General features: G+C 60.7%; 18 protein-coding genes and 2 pseudogenes. 2 read left to right on the top strand and 18 right to left on the bottom strand.

The features are described 5' to 3' along the window. The first annotated feature begins 13 nt into the window (after positions 1 to 13). Positions 14 to 831: pseudogene (locus ACX3YF_RS30195) on the top strand (hypothetical protein). A gap of 80 nt (positions 832 to 911) precedes the next feature. Further along, on the top strand, positions 912 to 1,235 hold the full coding sequence (locus ACX3YF_RS30200; protein ID WP_458974781.1) for a hypothetical protein: 324 nt from the start codon (positions 912 to 914) through the stop codon (positions 1,233 to 1,235). 99 nt (positions 1,236 to 1,334) lie between these two features. Here the strand turns inward: ACX3YF_RS30200 and ACX3YF_RS30205 are convergent, their stop codons facing one another. The 18 genes and pseudogenes from ACX3YF_RS30205 to tmk all read right to left on the bottom strand — a co-directional run bounded on the left by ACX3YF_RS30205 (position 1,335) and on the right by tmk (position 18,468). Next, entirely contained in the window at positions 1,335 to 2,264 is a 930-nt protein-coding gene (locus ACX3YF_RS30205; protein ID WP_130206803.1) for a PfkB family carbohydrate kinase, read from the bottom strand. After that, a complete protein-coding gene (locus ACX3YF_RS30210) occupies positions 2,257 to 3,723 on the bottom strand; it encodes a purine-cytosine permease family protein (protein ID WP_458974782.1) in 1,467 nt (488 codons plus the stop codon). The genes ACX3YF_RS30205 and ACX3YF_RS30210 overlap by 8 nt, the downstream gene beginning before the upstream one ends. A 203-nt stretch (positions 3,724 to 3,926) precedes the next feature. Next, the gene (locus ACX3YF_RS30215; RefSeq protein ID WP_288099773.1) at positions 3,927 to 4,925 is read right to left on the bottom strand and encodes an ADP-ribosylglycohydrolase family protein; all 999 of its coding nucleotides are present in this window, start codon (positions 4,923 to 4,925) and stop codon (positions 3,927 to 3,929) included. Then, a complete protein-coding gene (locus ACX3YF_RS30220) occupies positions 4,922 to 5,635 on the bottom strand; it encodes a GntR family transcriptional regulator (RefSeq protein ID WP_130206797.1) in 714 nt (237 codons plus the stop codon). Before ACX3YF_RS30220 ends, ACX3YF_RS30215 begins: the two co-directional genes overlap by 4 nt. A gap of 197 nt (positions 5,636 to 5,832) precedes the next feature. Then, complete coding sequence (gene araH, locus ACX3YF_RS30225; RefSeq protein ID WP_047538387.1) at positions 5,833 to 6,801, bottom strand: L-arabinose ABC transporter permease AraH; 969 nt, start codon at positions 6,799 to 6,801, stop codon at positions 5,833 to 5,835. Positions 6,802 to 6,813: 12 nt separating this feature from the next. Continuing rightward, positions 6,814 to 8,373, bottom strand: a complete 1,560-nt coding sequence (araG, locus tag ACX3YF_RS30230) for an L-arabinose ABC transporter ATP-binding protein AraG (protein ID WP_458974783.1) — start codon at positions 8,371 to 8,373, stop codon at positions 6,814 to 6,816. Between the two features lie 64 nt (positions 8,374 to 8,437). Beyond that, on the bottom strand, positions 8,438 to 9,442 hold the full coding sequence (locus ACX3YF_RS30235; protein WP_130206793.1) for a substrate-binding domain-containing protein: 1,005 nt from the start codon (positions 9,440 to 9,442) through the stop codon (positions 8,438 to 8,440). A 145-nt stretch (positions 9,443 to 9,587) separates the two neighbouring features. Next, the gene (locus ACX3YF_RS30240; RefSeq protein WP_130206791.1) at positions 9,588 to 10,406 is read right to left on the bottom strand and encodes an SDR family oxidoreductase; all 819 of its coding nucleotides are present in this window, start codon (positions 10,404 to 10,406) and stop codon (positions 9,588 to 9,590) included. A gap of 273 nt (positions 10,407 to 10,679) precedes the next feature. After that, positions 10,680 to 11,555 carry an SMP-30/gluconolactonase/LRE family protein gene (locus ACX3YF_RS30245; RefSeq protein WP_448646071.1) on the bottom strand — a complete coding sequence of 292 codons (876 nt, stop codon included), beginning with the start codon at positions 11,553 to 11,555 and terminating at the stop codon, positions 10,680 to 10,682. Positions 11,556 to 11,623: 68 nt separating this feature from the next. After that, on the bottom strand, positions 11,624 to 12,340 hold the full coding sequence (locus ACX3YF_RS30250) for a FadR/GntR family transcriptional regulator (protein WP_047526995.1): 717 nt from the start codon (positions 12,338 to 12,340) through the stop codon (positions 11,624 to 11,626). Positions 12,341 to 12,462: 122 nt separating this feature from the next. After that, positions 12,463 to 13,023 carry a DUF1285 domain-containing protein gene (locus ACX3YF_RS30255; protein WP_458974784.1) on the bottom strand — a complete coding sequence of 187 codons (561 nt, stop codon included), beginning with the start codon at positions 13,021 to 13,023 and terminating at the stop codon, positions 12,463 to 12,465. Between the two features lie 16 nt (positions 13,024 to 13,039). Further along, a complete protein-coding gene (locus ACX3YF_RS30260; protein ID WP_130206787.1) occupies positions 13,040 to 13,648 on the bottom strand; it encodes a DUF4823 domain-containing protein in 609 nt (202 codons plus the stop codon). A gap of 172 nt (positions 13,649 to 13,820) precedes the next feature. Further along, positions 13,821 to 14,789, bottom strand: a complete 969-nt coding sequence (locus ACX3YF_RS30265; RefSeq protein WP_130206785.1) for a GTP 3',8-cyclase MoaA — start codon at positions 14,787 to 14,789, stop codon at positions 13,821 to 13,823. 138 nt (positions 14,790 to 14,927) lie between these two features. Further along, positions 14,928 to 15,566 carry a TetR/AcrR family transcriptional regulator gene (locus tag ACX3YF_RS30270; RefSeq protein ID WP_458974785.1) on the bottom strand — a complete coding sequence of 213 codons (639 nt, stop codon included), beginning with the start codon at positions 15,564 to 15,566 and terminating at the stop codon, positions 14,928 to 14,930. A gap of 342 nt (positions 15,567 to 15,908) precedes the next feature. Then, on the bottom strand, positions 15,909 to 16,694 hold the full coding sequence (locus ACX3YF_RS30275; protein ID WP_130206783.1) for a TatD family hydrolase: 786 nt from the start codon (positions 16,692 to 16,694) through the stop codon (positions 15,909 to 15,911). 15 nt (positions 16,695 to 16,709) lie between these two features. Beyond that, a pseudogene (locus ACX3YF_RS30280) lies at positions 16,710 to 16,826 on the bottom strand (PilZ domain-containing protein); the annotation flags it as partial. 30 nt (positions 16,827 to 16,856) lie between these two features. Further along, complete coding sequence (locus tag ACX3YF_RS30285) at positions 16,857 to 17,843, bottom strand: DNA polymerase III subunit delta' (RefSeq protein ID WP_090467780.1); 987 nt, start codon at positions 17,841 to 17,843, stop codon at positions 16,857 to 16,859. Continuing rightward, positions 17,836 to 18,468 (bottom strand): dTMP kinase, encoded by a 633-nt coding sequence (gene tmk / locus ACX3YF_RS30290; protein ID WP_448646070.1) that lies wholly within the window; start codon positions 18,466 to 18,468, stop codon positions 17,836 to 17,838. The genes ACX3YF_RS30285 and tmk overlap by 8 nt, the downstream gene beginning before the upstream one ends. Positions 18,469 to 18,477 lie beyond the last annotated feature (9 nt).

Here is an 18,477-nt window from a genome sequence, read left to right on the forward strand (position 1 = left end):
AAGGAACTGCGTCATGTCTAGCGCAACACCCCCTGTCTCCAGCAAGTTGTTCGGCCTGTTTTGCCTGGCCAGCTACCTGCTGTCGCTGTCCTATGGTTCGACCTTTTTGCTGTCGCTGTTGATCGGCTCTCGCGGTGGCAACGAGCAGGATGCCGGCAGCGTGATTTCGGCAGCGATGCTCAGCACTTTCGCCGCAGTAATCGTCTCCGGTCACTTGTCCGACTGGCTCGGCGCGGCCCGTTCGGTGGCGCTGTTCGGCCTGTTGCTGGTCGCCGCCAGCCTTGGTTTTGCCTTGACGCCAGGCTTCGGCCACCTGCTGCTGCTTTTCGGGCTGTTGCAAGCTACGCGGCGCAGCGCTCACTCGACTATTCGCTGTTCTTTCTCGGTTTCATGAGCGCGGCGATCAGCGGCCGCCTGCTGATCGCCGGATTCGTGGTCAAGCGCGATCCACTGCGTGCGTCCTGCCTGCTTTCAGGGCTGATGCTCGGTTCGATCCTGATGTTCGGGTTCGTGGTCAACAACGGCTTCAGCTACGTGCTCGCCGCCGTGATGCTCGGGATCGGTTACGGCCTGACCTACTCAGTGATCAACGGCCTGGCCGCCAATGAAGCGCCGAGCGGCACCACCGCACAATCCTTGCTGCTGTTCAGCCTGTCGTACTTCATCGGCGTGTTCGGCTTTCCATTGCTGGCCGGGAAAATCATCGTCGAACACGGCATGGCCACGCTGCTGCTCACCGTGATGGCGGTGGCATCGCTCAATTGGTTGATTACCGTCGGGCGCCTGGCCTGGCGTCGAATCACCACGGTCGAGGCGTTGCAGCGCGCCTGAGCCGTTCGTCGCCCATCAGGCACCCATCGAGATCCGTGGCGGACTAATCAGGTAGGACTCTATTTATTGGAGACAACACCATGAGCCTGTCCCGGTTGACCGCCCTCGCCCTCGCTGCGCTGCTGTCCTCTAGCGCCTTCGCCGGGAACACCGGCCCCACCAACCCTGTGGAAAAACCCAAGGCCCCGGCCGTCCAGAGCGCCCCCGGCATGAACACCGACGGTGCGGGAATCGACAACCGTTTGCCGCCTTCCACCGGGACCGATCCACGCACCCAGGGCAACGACCCCGGGCGCCAGGGCGGCTTCGACTTGCCGGACACCGAAACACCCGATAGCACCGGCGGCGGCCTGGGCTCAAGCACCAGCGGTAACTCGGGCAAAGCCGGCGGAATCAGCCAATAGCTGCCACCCCTGAAAGCAGGATTGCTGTCCAGCTTTCGGGGTGCAGATCAGCTATCGCGAATCGCCTTCAGGAGCCGGCTTGCCAACGATGGCGACAGATCAACGGCTAGAGCCAACGCCAATCAACGCATCCACTTCAGCCACCCCTGGCGAAGTCGCAGGCCCCCAGCGAGTCACCGCCAAAGCCGCCGCCGCATTCGCCCGCCGTGCTGCTTCAAACGCCGACAATCCCTGGGCCAGCCCCGCCACGAACACCCCGGCATGGGCATCGCCCGCACCATTGCTGTCCACCGCGTCGACCTTGAAGCCCGGCACATGCCGACGCTCAGAACCCTGGCTGATCCAGCAGCCTTGCGGCCCATCGCGCACGACCATCAACACCCTGGCCGGCAGATGGTCGGTCAGGCGCGTCAGCGCGTCGGAGATGTCCGACGCCCCGGTGAATCTCAGCGCCTCGACCGCGTTGCTGGTCCACAGGTCGATACGTGGCAGCAACGCTTGCATCAGCGGTGCATCCGGTGAATCCACCAAGGGACCCGGATCGAATACCACCTTGATAGCGCTCGGCAACGCCAGCACCCAGTCCACCAGCGCCTGGGCCTTGCCGACGTGCAGCAGGCTGTAGCCACTGACGTAGACATAGTCCCCCGCCTCGACCGACACGCCCGCCAGGTCTTCGGCAGTCAGTTCGCCCTCAGCGCCGATATAGGAAACGAAACTGCGCTCGGCCGAGGCGTCGGTGATGGCGACACACAACCCGGTATCGCGCTCGGCGCGCTGAGTGATGCCGATCCGGATGCCCTCCGTGTTCATCGCCTCGCGCGCCAGGTCACCGAAGCGCCCGGTGCCATGCCGGCCCAGGTAGACCACCGGCAGACCGTTGCGCCGGGCGGCGGCCATCACATTGAAACCGCCACCCGCTTCGAAACGGGCCGATTGCGCCAGCACGTCGCCACCTGCTTGCGGCAATTTATCCACGGCCATGACCAGGTCGATGATGACCTGGCCGGTGTGCAACAACCTAGGCATGGGCATTCTCGATCAATGCGGCGCGACGATCCTTCGCCCCGCCGAGCACCCAATAAATCCCGCCAGCGACCACGAAGGTCACGATCCAGCCAAGGCCGTTATGGCCCAGCCACGAATCGGACAGAAAGCCTTTGAACCAGACGTTTTCTGCGGTGGTGCCAATGGTGGTGAAACTGAAACCGAGCACAATGGCGATGGCCCAGGCACCGAAGGCTCGCCATTCGACGCCGCCGCGATACCAGTAGGCGCTGCTCGGGCTGACATCCAGCAAGTCCTTGGGGCTGTAGTAGTGACGATGGATCAGGTCGACCACGAAGATCCCGACCCACGCGGTGATCGGCACTGCCAACAGGGAAATGAAGGTGATGAACGGACCATAGAAACTGTCGGCGATCAGCATGAAGTAGATCGAACCGGCGAAGATCGCGACGATGTCGACCACCACGGCGTAGACGCGCTTGACCTTCAAGCCGAGGGTCAGCGTGGTCAGGCCGGCGGAATACACCGAGAGGTTATTCGACAGCAGCAGCCCGCCGAATGCGGTGATCAGGTACGGCACGGCCATCCAGGTCGGCAGCATGTCGCGGATCGCGATGATCGGATCGGTGGCCTGGGCCAGGTCGTTATTGCCCACCGACAGCAGGCCGCCGAGGGTGATCAACAGCACCAGCGGAATGCCCGCGCCGAATGCCGCCGACGCCACCAGGCGCACAGCCTTGACGCTGCGGTGCTGGTAGCGCGACATGTCGGCCCCTGCGTTGGCCCAACCGATCCCGGTGCCCGCCGCCATGGTGCCGACGCCGATGATCATGGCGCTCAGTGGCGCAGGCGTGGCGTTGAATACCGCGCTCCAGTCGATGGTGGCGCAGAGGAAACCGCCGACCAGAATGTTCAGCGCGCCGAACACGTAGGTCGCCCATTTCTGGATCACCAACAGCGTGGCGTGACCGAGGCCGGACACCGACAGGGTCAGCAACACGAAAATCGCGATGAACAGCAGCGTCAACAGCGGTGCGCTTTTCGCTTCCACCGGCGAGCCGAACAGAATGGAACACAACGACAACAGCACGAACGCGGCGGTGGTGGTGTTGACCGTTTCCCAACCCAGGCGCGACATCAGTGAGACCAGGGTCGGGCCGATGTTGCCGCGTACACCGAAGATCGCGCGCGACAGGGTCAGGCTCGGTGCCCGGCCTCGACGACCGGCGATGGAGATGATCCCGACCACCGCGAAAGAACCGGCGGCACCGAGGATCGCGACGATGATCGCCTGCCATATCGCCAGGCCGCGAAACGCTATGAGGGTCGCGCCCAAAGGCAGGCCGAGGATGGAAATGTTGGCGGCGAACCAGACCCAGAACAGTTGCAAGGGATGACCGTTGCACTCGGCTTCCGGCACCGGTTCGATGCCACGGGTTTCCAGTTGTCCGGCATTTTGCCCGGCGGTTGATGAACTCATGAAAAATGCTCCTGTTTGCCTTTTTTGTGGTTGTGGGCAATGACGGATGTCGATACAACAGCCCGGCCATCCTGGCCTTGTTGGTGCGCACTATTGCGGTTTATCAAATTGATTCGGTGGTGCACCCATCGCAGGCAAGCCCGCTCCCACAGGGTCACAGCGATCCTGTGGGAGCGGGCTTGCCCGCGATGGCGTCAGCGCTATCAACGCAAAGCCAATAGCCCCTGCACCAGTGGCTTCAGCTCCAGATCATTGACAGCCTTGACCGTGTCGATCAACGCGACAGGCCAACTCTCAAGGCCCAGGCAGGCCCCGAGCATCGCGCCGAGAATCGCTGCGATGGTGTCGGTGTCGCCGCCCAGGCTGGCGGCCATGCACAGCGCTTCGAAGGCATTCATCTCACCGATGGCCACTTGCTGCGCCAGGGCAAACGCTACCACCACCGATTCCTGTGATGCCACCGAAGTGCCAATCACGTCGTACAGCAGGTCGGCCAACAACGCCTTGTCGCTGTCGATGCTGATGCTCCGCGCCCAACTGATGCGCGAGGCAATGCGTCCGCCGGCAACCCAATGGCCATGGCTTTCGGCTTGCTGGGCGACTTGCTGGCCAAGGTTCAGCGCTGCCCCCAAATCCATGCCGTTGATCCCGGCCGAAACCACCGCCGCCACCGCCGCCGCGCTCGAAATACCCAGCGTGGTGTTATGGGTCACCTGGCAGGCCTGGACCACGGCATCGATAAAACGCGCGGGATCTGCGACGTCGGCGGCGATACCGACCGGGGTGATGCGCATCGCCGCACCGTTGGTGGTGCCGTAACGCCCCGCCTCTTCCGGCGAATGACCGGCCAGGATCATTTCAATTGCACGTTTGGTCGATGGCCCGAGCAAATCCTGGGAGCCCCTGGCCTGCATTTGGGCTTCCCATTCGATCAAGCGCCGGGCGAGCAGCGCCGGTTCGATCCTGCCCTTGCCGTCGATCAACAACTGGCCGACCAGGATCGCCTGTTCGGTGTCGTCAGTGATCGAGCCCCTGGGCATGTTGGGGGCAATCGGTTGCAAGGGGCCGGCGTCTTGCAGGTCGGTGATTTCGCCGAAGCGCGCCTTGATTTCCGGGCGGCTCAGGGATTGGGTCGGCATGCCCAGCGCATCACCCAGGGCCAAGCCATAGAATGCGCCAAGTGCACGGTTGAGCGCCGTCATTGCGCCGCTCCAAACTGCAGGTGAAGACGAAAGTGCACAGGGTCGAGCAAGCTTTCCACCTGCTCCATGAAACGGTTTTGCCGGTCGTACGTGGTGCGCAAGGCTTTCAGGAATACCGTGCCGACCGGGCGGCCCAGCAGTTCGGCGTCTTCGGCGTTCAGCGGTTCGGCACCGATCCATTGATCGCCGCGTTCACCGATATAGCCATAGGCCGCCAGGGTGATGGTCAGGGAATTGTCGATCAGACCGACACGCGGCAGGCTTTCCAGACCTCCGGTGGCGGGCATCAAGGAGCGTTCGAGGGAGACCAGCGTGCCATCGTTGGAACGGCGGCGTCGGTCGAGCGTAATGAACTGGTCGGTGCCGAAACGCGACAGCAGGTCAGGACGGGTCACCGCCTCCAGCCGCAGCACTTCGGTGTTGACCAGCGCGCCGCTGTCGGCCAGGGCCTGGGCCCAGCCGTTGCGCTGGTCGAGCATCACACCGTCGAAGGTGACGATGGAGCCTACCCCGCTTTGCGTCGCAATGTAGTTGCGCCGTTTCAACTCGGCCAGGGCTTCACGCAAAGTACCTCGGCTGACTTTGAATTCTTGAGCCAACTGATGCTCGCCCGGCAGATGAAAGCCGTCCTCCATGAGGCCGCTTTCAATGCGCCGGATGAGTTCGTCGACCACCCGTTGTTTCTTGTCGAATCGTACCTGTCTAATCATGTACAAATTGATACCCGAAACGGGTTGGGGCGGGCAAGGAATATTTAAGGGAGGTGACAGGAGGATGCGATTGTTCGCGAGAGCGGGAGTGAGTCAGTCATGCCGCCATCGTGGGCAAGCCACGCTCCCACAGATTACGCAAAAACCTGTGGGAGCCTGGCTTGCCCGCGATGGCGCTCGTGGGAGCAGCGAAAATCTCAGCGCTGTTTCAAACGGTCAATCACCACCGCCAACAGCAGGATCGAACCCCGAATCACATACTGGTAAAACGTATCGATGTTCTTCAGGTTCATTGCATTCTCAATGATCGCCAGAATCAACACCCCGGCAATCACGTGCCGGATCATGCCGATCCCGCCACTCAACGAAACCCCGCCCAGCACGCATGCCGAGATCACCGTCAGCTCGAAGCCCTGGCCGATCATCGGCTGACCCGAGGTCATGCGCGAAGCCAGAATCACACCGGCCAACGCGCCAATCAGGCCATGCACGGCGAAGATAATGATCTTGGTCCGGTCAACGTTGACCCCGGCCAGCAGCGCCGCTTCCTGGTTACCGCCGATGGCCATGGTGTTGCGGCCATAGGTGGTGTAGTTGAGCAACCAACCGAAGAACAGGAAGCAGACGATGGTAATCAGGATCGGCACCGGCACACCGAACAGTTGGCCATTGCCGAACACGAAGAACGATTCCTGGGACACGCCCACCGCTTTGCCGTTGGCGAAGATGTAGGCCAGGCCGCGCACGATCTGCATGGTCGCCAGCGTCGTGATCAACGCGTTGACCCGCAGCTTGGCAATCACGATCCCGTTGATCAGCCCGACGATCAGCCCCATGACCAGTGCCGCACAGACACCCAGAAACACGCTGTTGGTGTCGCGCATCACCACGGCGGCGACGACCCCGGCACAAGCGATCACCGAGCCCACCGACAAGTCGAAATGCCCGGACGCCAGGCAGTACAACATGGTGCAGGCGGCAATCCCAGTGGTGGAAATCGCCAGGCCCAGGCCACGCATGTTCAGCGGTGACAGGAAATTGTCGATCAGCAAGGTGCAGAGCACGAAGATCCCCACAGCCGCCAGCAGCATCACCCAGTCATCGAGAAAGCGTCGCAGGTCCAGAGGCTTGCGCACGGTCGGCAGGGTTTCGTTTTGGGTTGTCATCATAGTCACCTCTCAGTTCGCCACGCCGTCAGCGCGTTGGCGCGGCAAAGCCAGTTGCAGCAAGTTGGATTCGTTGGCCTGTTCGCGGCTCAGTTCGCCGCGCATGGCGCCTTCGCACAGCACCAGGATGCGGTCGGAAATACCCATCACTTCCATCAGGTCGCTGGACACCACGATCACCGAAATACCGTCGGCGGCCAGGTTGTGGATGATCTGGTAGATCTCGGCCTTGGCGCCGATGTCGATACCGCGAGTGGGCTCGTCGAGCAGCAACACTTTCATCGGCATCGACAGCCAGCGACCGAGAATGGCCTTTTGCTGGTTGCCGCCGGATAGAAACTTGATCTGTTGTCCGGCATGCGGCGTTTTTACTTTCAGTGCCTTGATCTGCTTGTCGGCGTTGCCCTTTTCCCACAGCCCGCGCAACAGGCAGCCAAACGTGGAATGGGCGCCGCGCGCACTGATGTTGATGTTTTCGGCAACGCTGGAGAGCGGCATGATGCCCTCCTTCTTGCGATCCTCCGGGCACAGCAGAATCCCGGCGGCGATGGCGTCGCGGGGTGAACGCAACTTCAATTCGTGGCCGCGCAGTTCAAGGCGTCCGGCGGTGTTGCGCGTAAGCCCGCTGAGCATGCGGAACAGCTCGGTACGGCCGGCGCCCACCAGACCGAACAGGCCGAGAATCTCGCCTTTGTGTGCCTCGAAACTCACCGGTTCGCGCAAGCCTGGCCCGAGCAGGCCGTCGACTTTCAGGGCCACCGCACCACGCTGGCGAGGACGGTAATCGTAGATGTCCTGGATGTCGCGACCGACCATGCACGTGACCAATTGATCGTGGGTCAGTTCGCTCATGTCCTCGAAGGTGCGTACGTAGCGACCATCCTTGAACACCGTCACCGCGTTGCAGATACGGAACACTTCTTCCATGCGATGGGAGACGTACAGCACCACTTTGCCCTCGTCACGCAGGCGGGCGATGATCGCCATCAAACGATCGATCTCCCGCGCCGACAGGCTGCTGGTCGGCTCATCGAAGGCAATCACATGGGCGCCACGGGACAAGGCCTTGGCGATTTCCACCAGTTGCCGTTGCCCGAGGGACAGGCGTCCGACTTTTTCCTGGGGGTCGATTTCTTCGGCCAGTCCCTTGAGGCAGGCCAGCGCTTGCTGGCGCAGGGTACGGCGATTGATCAAGCCGAAACTGGCTGGCAAATGACCAAGGAACAGGTTTTCCGCCACGGTCATTTCCGGCACCAGGTGCAGTTCCTGGTGGATCACCGCGACGCCATTGCCGATGCTGTCGGCGGTGGACCTGAAGGCCATCGTCTGCTCGCCGATCTGCAAGTCGCCGCTGCTCGGGGTATAGGCGCCACCGAGGATTTTCAGCAGGGTCGACTTGCCGGCGCCGTTCTCGCCCATCAGGGCATGAACCTGCCCGGGATGGGCGACGAAGCTGATGCCATCCAGCGCCTTCACACCGGGAAAGGTTTTACCGATCCCGTTGAAGCGCAAGCTGCCACCGCCACTAAAGGAACGGCCGGTGCGTTGTTGTATGTGTGTTTGCGCGTGCATAACCACCTCATGACACAGATCAGGCAACCCCGTTGCCGGGGCTGCCGATGAAATCAACCCGTCCTCAGTTCCACAGACCGATCTTTTCCAGCTCCTGCTTGAAGTTGTCGCGGGTAATCAGTGTCACGTCATCCATGGCAGTGTATTTCGCCGGTTCTTTGCCGGTGGTGACCCACTCGTACATCATGCTGGCGGTGTTGTAGCCCTCGATGTGCGGGCTTGGCAGCATCGAGCCATAGAAGCCACTGTCAGGTTTCTTCAATTCACCGATGGCATCGGTGCCGTTGATGCCGATGCCGATCACATTCTTCGCCGCGAAACCGGCAGCTTCCGTGGCGCGCACGCCGCCGAGCACGGTGTTGTCGTTCATGCCGCCGATGATCAGGTTCTTCGCCGCGCCCGGCAGCTTCACCAGCGCCGAGTTGGTGGCGTCCATGCTGCCCGGCACGTCGAGGGTTTTCAGCGCCGAGAACAGGATGTGATCCTTCGGCATGCCGGCGTCTTCCAGCGCCTTGACCGAACCGTCGGTGCGTTTCTTGCCGGTGTCGAGTTCGTTGTAGGTGTTGATCACCGCGTAGGTGTCTTTCCAGTCCCAACCGCGCTTTTTCGCTTCGGTGGCCATGGCATGGCCCTGCTTCTGGCCGACTTCGAACGCTGCCATGCCCAGGTACGGAACCTCTTCCATGAATTTGCCACTGGCATCGACGAAGCGGTCATCGACGGCGATCACTTTCAAGCCGTTGAGCTTGGCTTTGGCCATGATGGCCGGGCCGAGGGATACATCCGGCGGGCAGATCACAAAGCCCTTGGCGCCGTTGGCGGCCAGGCTGTCGATGGCCGACAGGGTCTTCTCGCCATCAGGCACGGCAATCTTGATCAGGGTGAAGCCCTTCTCCTTGCCGGCCTTTTCGGCGAAGGCCCACTCGGTCTGGAACCACGGCTCTTCCGCTTGTTTGACCAGAAATCCGATTTTCACTTCCTCGGCCGCCAGCAGCGTACTGCTCAGGCTGACCGCAGTGACCGCCAGAGCGGCACAGCACAGGGAACGGATTGCACGACGACGATTCATAGGTTTTGACTCCTTGTTATTTTTGTTGAGCATTCTTCGAAAGCGTTCTTTTCAACCAGTGGCGCGGTGAAACCTTATCGCTAAATAGTCATATCGTATGATGATTGAATCTCAGGCGCAGAATGGCGCCTGAAACCCTCATCATTCAGTCGTGGTACATGACCGAGCGCCCACCATCGATGGTGATGCAGGAAGCGTTGATGAACGGCGCCTCATCGCTGGCCAGGAACACGGCCGTCATGGCGACTTCTATCGGCTGACCGATGCGGCGCGGCGGATGCAGGTCGAAGGCACGCTGACGCTCGGCGTAAGGATCGGCAAAACCGTTCCAGTAATCGACGTTCAACTGAGTTTCGATGTAGCCCGGTGCAATGGCGTTGACGCGAATGCCCTTGGGCGCATATTCGATACCCAAGGCACGGGTCAGGCCGAGCAAGCCGTGCTTGGCCACCGGGTACGGGAAGCAGCCGGGAATGATGTGGCTGGAATGGGTCGAGGCAATGTTGATAATGCTGCCGGTGCCCTGCTCGATCATCTGCGGCAAAACGGCCTTGCAGCCGAACCAGGCGCCGTCGAGGTCGATGGCAAAGCAGCGACGCCAGTCTTCTTCGGTCATTTGCAGCGGATCACGGAACACATTGACCCCGGCACAGTTGACCAGCACGTCGATCCGGCCGTGGCGTTCCACCGCCAGCCTGGCCATGGCGTGCAGATCCTGCTGGTGCGAGACGTCGGCCTCGATCGCCACCACATCGGCACCTTTTTCCCGCCAGTGCGCCGCAACCTTTTCGACTTTATCCCCCTGAATATCGCTGATGATCAGCCTGGCTTGCTGAGATGCGAAGCTGGCGACGATCGCTTCGCCGATACCCTGGGCCGCGCCGGTGAGCAACACGACTTTGTTTTTCAAACGCTCGCCCTTCGGCGGTTCGGGTACCGGTGGCAAGGAAAGAGGTTCAGCCATGGATCAAGACTCCTGTTCGAAAGCACGACGAAAACCGGGCATCCGTGGATGTCCGGTCAAAAGGCGTTGAGGCAAGAACAGGCACGCAAAAAACGTTTCAGCTTTGAAACGCTCTGAAGCACTGACTCCGCAAGGGAGGACGGTGGAATATCGCTGCATCACTTCACCTGTTTTGTTTTTCTTAAGTGTGAGTGCATGTAACTGGTGAGGCCGACTATAAACCCGGCCCAGGATAAATCTCAATATATATATTTACATCCCATATTTTGGGATTTATCCCGCAAATCGAGTGCAATGCTTTCCGGGTACGTCCACACGAATCGACAACACGGCCCCATCCAGCGAATGCCCGAGCGGGCTCGCGGCACTGGTGATGTACAGGGTTTTGAGATCGGTATCGCCGAACACGCAGCTGGTGGGGCGACTGACTGGCAGTTCAATCACCCGATCGACTTTGCCGTCCGGGCTGAGCCTGAGCAGGCAGCTGCCGTCCCACCGGGCGTTCCAGATAAAGCCTTCGGCATCCATCGCCGATCCGTCCGGACCGCCGCGCCCATGGGCTGCAAACCAGGTCTGCGCCGGTTCGAGGTTGCCGTCGGTGCGGATGAAATGTTGATACAGCGTGCCATCGAGGCTGTCGCCGAAATACAGGGTGGTGACGTCATCGCTCCACAACAACGTATTGGGAATGCCCAAACCGCGAAGCAGGGGCGTTACCCTGGCGTCGCGGTCAATGCGAAACAGCCCGCCGGTACGCCGCACGATGGGCAGGTCTTCGCCTTGTTCGCCGATATTGTTTTGCATGGTGCCGAGCCAGAGCCGGCCGAGGGCATCGCAACGCGCTTCGTTGGCGCGGTTGCCCGGTTGCGGGTCGGCGACGCAGAGCAACGTCAACCGCGGCTCCAGGCCGGGCGAATCCAGATCAAGTCGATAGACGCCACTGCTCAGGGTCACCAGTGCATCGCCGCGCTCACACGGAATGAACGCCGACACGTGCTCCGGCATCTGCCAGATCTGCACGTTGTCGCCGATCAGCCGCAGCGCTTGCTTGCCGGCGATGTCCGCCCAGTACAGTGCCTGGGTCGGCGCATCCCAGAATGGGCCCTCACCGAGTTGCGCCCGGTGTCCGGTCACCGCAGTCCACGTCATGAAACCTCCTGCTTTCTTATTCTTTTCAGGTCGGAGCCGGTTTGCCGGCGCCCACAGGTTTTTCGTTTTCAGCTGGCTTTTTTGTCGGCCATGACCTGCGGGTAGTAGCGTTTGATCGCCAGGTCAGCGTTGTCGATCAGGGTCATACAGGCCCATACACCCCGCGCGGCATCCCGGGCGGCGATGGCTTGGGCCATGTCTTTATGAATGGGCAAGGTGCGACGCAGTTCGTCGGGGTCGGCGGCGGACACTTCGAAACACACCGCCAGCAAGGCACCGAGGGCCGGCACCATTTGCTCGATGAATTGATTGTGGCTCGCGGCGAGGATGCACTCATGGAAGAGCTGGTCGGCGCGGTTGTAGTCGATGCCACTGTCCACGGCGCGTTCGAGCGCGTTGCAAGCCAGTAAAATCGCCTCGACCTGCTCGCCCGTCGCCCGCTCGCAGGCCCAGCGCACGGCCATGGGTTCGATGGTGCGGCGCAGGTCGAGCAAGTCATCGACGAAGTTTTCCGGCAAGCCGCTGCGCGACAGCCAGCCGACGACTTGTGGGTCGAACAGGTTCCAGCGCCGTACCGGCAACACCCGGGTACCGACCTTCGGCCCGACTTCGAGCAGGCCTTTGGCAACCAGGGTTTTGATGGCTTCGCGGATGACGGTACGACTGACGCCGAGCTGCTCGCCGAGGTCAGCCTCGACCTTGATGGTTTCGCCGGGCTTCACTTGGCCGGTAGCGATCCAGCAACCCAGCCAATCGACGGTCGACGCATGAAAACTGCTGGACATGGATATCCCCAAAGCCATTCGCCAAGGTGGCCACGCTAATCATCATACGATTGACTGTCAAATTGATTTTTTGAAGATACGCAAACCCTGTGGGAGCGACCTTGCTCCCACAGGGTTACGTGTCAGGGTTCAAGGCCGATGCGGAAAAACTCACCCCCACTCCACACGCCCAACCAGCGCTGCCCATCGATCTCGCGACTGACTGCCAGCTCAACCAGTTGGTAAAACACATTGCGATGGATCAGCGCTTCAAGATTAGTGCGCACATGCACGTAAGGCGCCGGTTCCTGGGTGAGTGGATCGACCACCACACGAATCGGGTGTTCGGCACCGGCGTCGGTGGTTTCGTCGACGTTGGTGGTGAAGCGCAGGACCTGTGCCTCGCCCTCGCCTTCCACGTCCACGGCGATGGCCACGAAGGGTGCGTCATCAACCTTGATGCCGACCTTCTCGACCGGCGTGATGAGGAAATAATCATCGCCATCGCGGCGAATGATGGTGGAGAAGAGATTGACCATCGGCTTGCGCCCGATCGGCGTGCCCAGGTAATACCAGGTGCCGTCGCGAGCGATGCGCATGTCGATGTCGCCGCAGAAGTCGGGATTCCACAGGTGGACCGGCGGCAAGCCTTTGGTTTTGGGGATTTGCCCCAACAGGTCGTTGGCTTTTTGCGGGCCACTCATGGCGATCTCCTTTGATTTACTGGTCGCTGAGCCCCAACAGACTACGAGCGTATTGCTCCAGCGGCGGGCCCATCAGGTCTTCCGGCTTTTTGTCGTGGAACGTCAGTAAACCGCCACGACTCTTGATACGTGCAGTATCAATCAAATACTGGGTGCTGGTCTCGATCAACATGATCTGAATCACGCCGCTGTCGATTCCGAGGCGATCCAGCGCCTCTTGGTCCAGCAGTTCATCCGTGTTGCCAATGCGGTCATCGGACTTGGCGAAACGGGTGTAGAGCAGGTAATGGGCACCCACGGCACGGGCTTCGCCCATGGCCTGGTCCAGACCTTCCGGCGTGCGAGCGCGACGAACCATCGGGAAGTATTCGACAAAGCCATCGAAGGCGACTTCGGCGATCACGTTGGGTCGCGGGTAAACGGCACTGCCCGGCGGTACGAATGCACCCTGGGCAATGTAGACGAACGAGTCCGGCTGAATGCGCAGGTTATTCACGCGGCGGCTGTCGCTGTGATCCAGCAGACCGACGTCGCTCATGTGGTAAAGAGTCCCTTCGGCCATATCGCTGACATTCATGCAGCCGCCAAGCGCCAAAACGGCCAGCAGCAAAACCAGGCTACGCATCCTATCCTCCAGAGGCCGGTGTCGGAAAACCGGCGAATGGCCATGGGATGCAGCTTTTGCGCCACCTCATGGACGTCGCCGCCTGATCCAACGCAATCGCGGGCAAGCCACGCTCCCACAAGTATCTGCGTAAAACCTTGTGGGAGCGTGGCTTGCCCGCGATGAGGCCGGTTCAGCCGCCGATAATCTTCATGACTGTCGCACCACCGGAAAACGCCACCTCCTGCTTGTCGCCCAACGCCTTGACCAGCAACCGCTGCAAGGCCGGCAATGCCTGATGACGCGGTTTGTCCAACAGATCGCCGACGTAGTGACGATTGCTCGAGGACAAACAGCCATGCAACCAGCCGGTGGAGGACAGGCGCAGCCTGGAACAGGTGCGACAGAACGGCACGCTTTCGTTGGCAATTACACCGAAATGGCCCATCCCCGGAATCTCGTAGCGCACGGCCGTGGCATCGAGTGGGGCATCGGCCTGGAGATATTCGTAGCGTTCGCCGATCAGACTCAACAACTGCTGAAGGCTGACAAACTGCTGCAGGAAGGCGTTGGAGTCGCTGGCCAGGTGGCCCATTCGCATCAATTCGATGAAGCGCAGTTCATAGCCACGCTCCAGGCAGTACTCGAGCAGTGGCATCACCTGGTCAAGGTTCTGGCCACGCAACGGCACCATGTTGACCTTGATCTTCATGCCAGCGGCGCTGGCCTGGTCCATGCCGTCGAGCACGGTCGCCAGATCGCCGCCACGGGCAATGCCGCGAAAGGCGCTGGCGTCGAGCGTATCGAGGGAAACGTTGATGCGGCGAATGCCGGCATGGACCAGCAACGGCAGCTTTTTCGCCAGCAGTTGACCATTGGTGGTCAGGCTGATGTCTTCCAGGCCCATCTGGCCGACGGCGGTCATGAAGGCTTCGAGCTTGGGGCTGACCAGCGGCTCGCCGCCGGTGATGCGCAAGCGCTCGATGCCTGCCGCTTCAATCAGATACGCCACGCCGCGCGCCATGGCTTCGGCCGACAGTTCATCCTGCGCAGCCACCAGCCGCTTGCCGTTCGGCACGCAGTAGGTACAAGCGTAATTGCAGGCTGAGGTCAGACTGATTCGCAAATTACGAAAGCGCCTGCCTTGACGGTCAACGATCATGGATCACTCCGGCGGAAGAAAATCGAACCGCTAAAACTTGACTCACAAATCAAGTTTTAGCAAGCCCTATGCCTGAGTATATTCCTGCGGTATCGCACCATGTAGCGAATTCATGGCGTCATAAGGCAACTGAATGGCTCAGATGCTCGGGGCGTCGGTGTCGCGCTTGCGCTTGTTGCCCATGCGAACGCCGATGTCCATCAGGAACTGGAAGAAGCCTTCCTGATCTTCCAGCACATTGCTCCAGAACGGCGAGTGATACAGGGCCACGGCACCGTGCACCAGCGCCCAGGATGCGCAGTAATGGAAGTAAGGTGGCACGTCTTCCAGCTTGCCTTCACTGATCCGGCCCTTGATCAGCAAGGTCAGGCGTTCGAAGTTCGAGGCGCGGATCTTGTGCAACTCCTCGATCATCTCCGGAACCTGGTTGCCCTTGACCACCTTTTCTTCCAGGCGATCGAACAGCCGATAGCGTTGCGGGTCACGCATGCGGAATTCGAAATAGGCGCGCGACAGGGCTTCCTTGTCCTTGTCGACGTCGGCCGAATGCAGCAGTTCATTCAAATCGCGCTCGTAGTCGAGCATCAGCCGCAGATAGATCTCGGCCTTGGATTTGAAATGCTTATAGATCGTGCCTTTGCCGATACCGACGGCATCAGCAATCATCTCGACGGTGACACTGTCTTCACCTTGTTCGAGGAACAGCTTGAGCGCGGTATCGAGAATTTCCTGCTCGCGGCGGCGAAACTCACGGACCTTACGAGGTTCTTTATGCATAAGAAAAGGTCTGTAGGGGTCAAAATTCGAAGCCGCGTATTATGCCTAAATTACGCAAAAATGCACGGATCATCCGACCATGTCTGTGTTTCCTGATGAATTCGGACAGGGTCTGCACCTGATGAGAACGCTTCCGAAGCGGGCGTATTCCAAAATTGTTTAAAAACGGTGTCCGGTAAACTGGACTCGGCGTAATAGTGATCAATACTTGAACTGTCGGCGGGGCATCTCCCCCAAGTGTCACGCCGATATTGGTACCAACGGACCGCGTGCCATTGTTTTACTCCTAATGGTCTTAACCCGGATTCACCCCCCAGAACCCGGGTTTTTTTTGCCTGCGATTTAACCTTTTACGTGCGCCAGAGGAAACAGTCGCTTGAAGTTCGCGGTGGTCTGCTCGGCAAATCGCTCGTAGGGCTCACCGCGCAGCATGGCCAGAAACTCTGCCACTTCTCGCACATACTGCGGCAGGTTCGGCTTGCCACGATAGGGAATCGGCGCCAGGTACGGTGAGTCGGTTTCCACCAGCAAACGATCGGCCGGGACTTTGCTGGCCACATCACGCAACGCATCGGCATTGCGGAAAGTGACAATACCGGACAGGGAAATGTAATAGCCCATGTCCAGGGCGGCCTTGGCCATGTCCCAGTCTTCGGTGAAGCAATGCAGAACACCCGCCTGGGGCAGCGCCGCTTCACGCAGCAAGTCGAGGGTATCTGAACGGGCACCACGGGTATGGATGATCACCGGTTTGCCGGTTTGTTGCGCCGCTTGCAGGTGCAGTCGAAAAGACGCCTGCTGCAATTCGGCGGCTTCGGGTTCGTAGTGGTAGTCCAGACCGGTTTCACCAATCGCCACGACGCGCGGGTGATTGAGCTCCTGCAACAGCCAGTCCAGCGCAGGCGCCGCTCCTGGCTGCACATCCAGCGGATGCACGCCCACCGAGCAGTCGACGTCGTCGTAACGCTCGGCCAGCGCTTTGACATCAGCCGCGTTATCGACGCTGACGCCGATACACAGAAAGTGCCCAACCCCGCGCTGACGAGCGGCATCGAGGGCAGCGTCCAGGGATCCGTCATGGGCTGCGAGGTCAAGGCGATCAAGGTGGCAATGGGAATCTACGAGCATAAAAAGGGCTGCAACTTACATCGTATGAGTGGGACGGTCGGACTCGAGGGCTCCGGCCAGATGGGTTTCGATTCGACTGCGGGCAGTGTTTTCAGCATTGTTGAACTGTACGCCAACCCCGGCTGCCCGGTAACGCTTTACCGCTGACAGGTAGCGTCCAGGTTACCTCTGGGCAGGCAGGGACGCCCATTGCACCAGCAGCGCCTCCAGCAGCAGCACCCGATTGAGGTTGGCCTTGCTCAGTACTTTCTGGCGCTGGGCAAGGATCCAGTCCTGGATATTCAGGACTTTGTCCTGCGCGGTCTTCTGCGCCAGGTATTGAATCACCTTGCGCATGTCCGGCAGTCCCAGCCCCTCTTCGTCCTGGGTCAGCTGGTAGCGCAGGATCAGGCTAGACCAGTCGCAGAACCAGTCAAACAACAGTAACAACGGGATCGCATTCCAGCCTTCGGCCAGTTGGGTCGGCGATTGCTGCTGCTTGAGCAGCTTCTTCACGCCATCGACCACTTGCGCACGTTGTTCGCGTACACCTTGAGCCTGCAGGTTGACCGCGGCCAGTGGCGAACCGGCAGCCAGGGTCAGCAATTCAATACGCTCTTCTTGCGAGCAATCCGGCAGCGCTTTCGCCAGCCAGGCCAGACTCATGGCTTCGCTCGGTAGCGGGCAAGCCTGCTGCACGCAGCGACTCTTGATGGTCGGCAGCAAACGGCTCGGCTGGTGGCTGACCAGCAGCAATACGGTATCGCCGGACGGCTCTTCAAGGCTTTTGAGCAAGGCGTTGGCAGCGTTGATGTTCATTGATTCGACGGGCTCGATCAGCACCACCTTGCGTCCGCCCAACTGCGCGGTCTGGACCACGAAGCTGACTAGGTCACGTACCTGATCGACCTTGATGGCCTTGTCGGCCTCTTCCGGTTCGAGAATGTAGTTGTCGGGGTGACTGCCAGCCTTGAGCAACAGGCAGGATTTGCATTCTCCGCAAGCGCCCTGCGCAGTGGGACGCTGGCATAACAGACTGGCCATCAGGCGCTCGGCCAGCGCTCGCTTGCCGATCCCGGCCGGACCGTGCAGCAGATAGGCGTGGGCGTGATGCGTACGACCGGCCAACTGGTGCCAGAGGCTGTCCTGCCACGGATAGGCTTCAGCCACGGGTCAGCTCCAGCAGACGCGGCAGCAAGGCATCGAGGGACTGCTGAACCTGTGCCAGCGGCTGCGCGGCGTCGACCAACACATAACGCGCCGGCTCCGCTGCCGCGCGCTTGAGGAAGGCACTGCGCACCGCATCAAAAAAGGTTCGGCCTTCGAGCTCGAAGCGATCGAGGCGACCACGCGCACTGGCGCGGGCCAGGCCCACTTCCACCGGCAAATCGAAAATCAGTGTCAGGTCGGGACGCAGGTCGCCCTGCACGAAGGTTTCCAGTGTCGCGATACGCTCCAGCGACAAGCCGCGGCCACCGCCCTGATAGGCGTAGGTCGAATCGGTAAAACGGTCACAGAGCACCACAGCGCCCCGAGCCAGCGCAGGGCGGATCACCTCGGCCAGATGCTGGGCCCGCGCCGCGAAGACCAGCAGCAATTCGGTGTCCGGGTTCATCTGTTCTTCAACCGGTGCCAGCAGCACTTCGCGGATACGCTCGGCCAGTGGCGTACCGCCTGGTTCGCGAGTCAGCACGACCTCAATACCGGCGGCGCGCAGGCGCTCGGCCAGGTATTCGCGATTGGTGCTCTTGCCGGCGCCTTCCGGGCCTTCCAGCGTAATAAACAAGCCAGTCACAGGCAGTCC

This window comes from Pseudomonas fluorescens group sp. PF-69 (assembly GCF_054481235.1).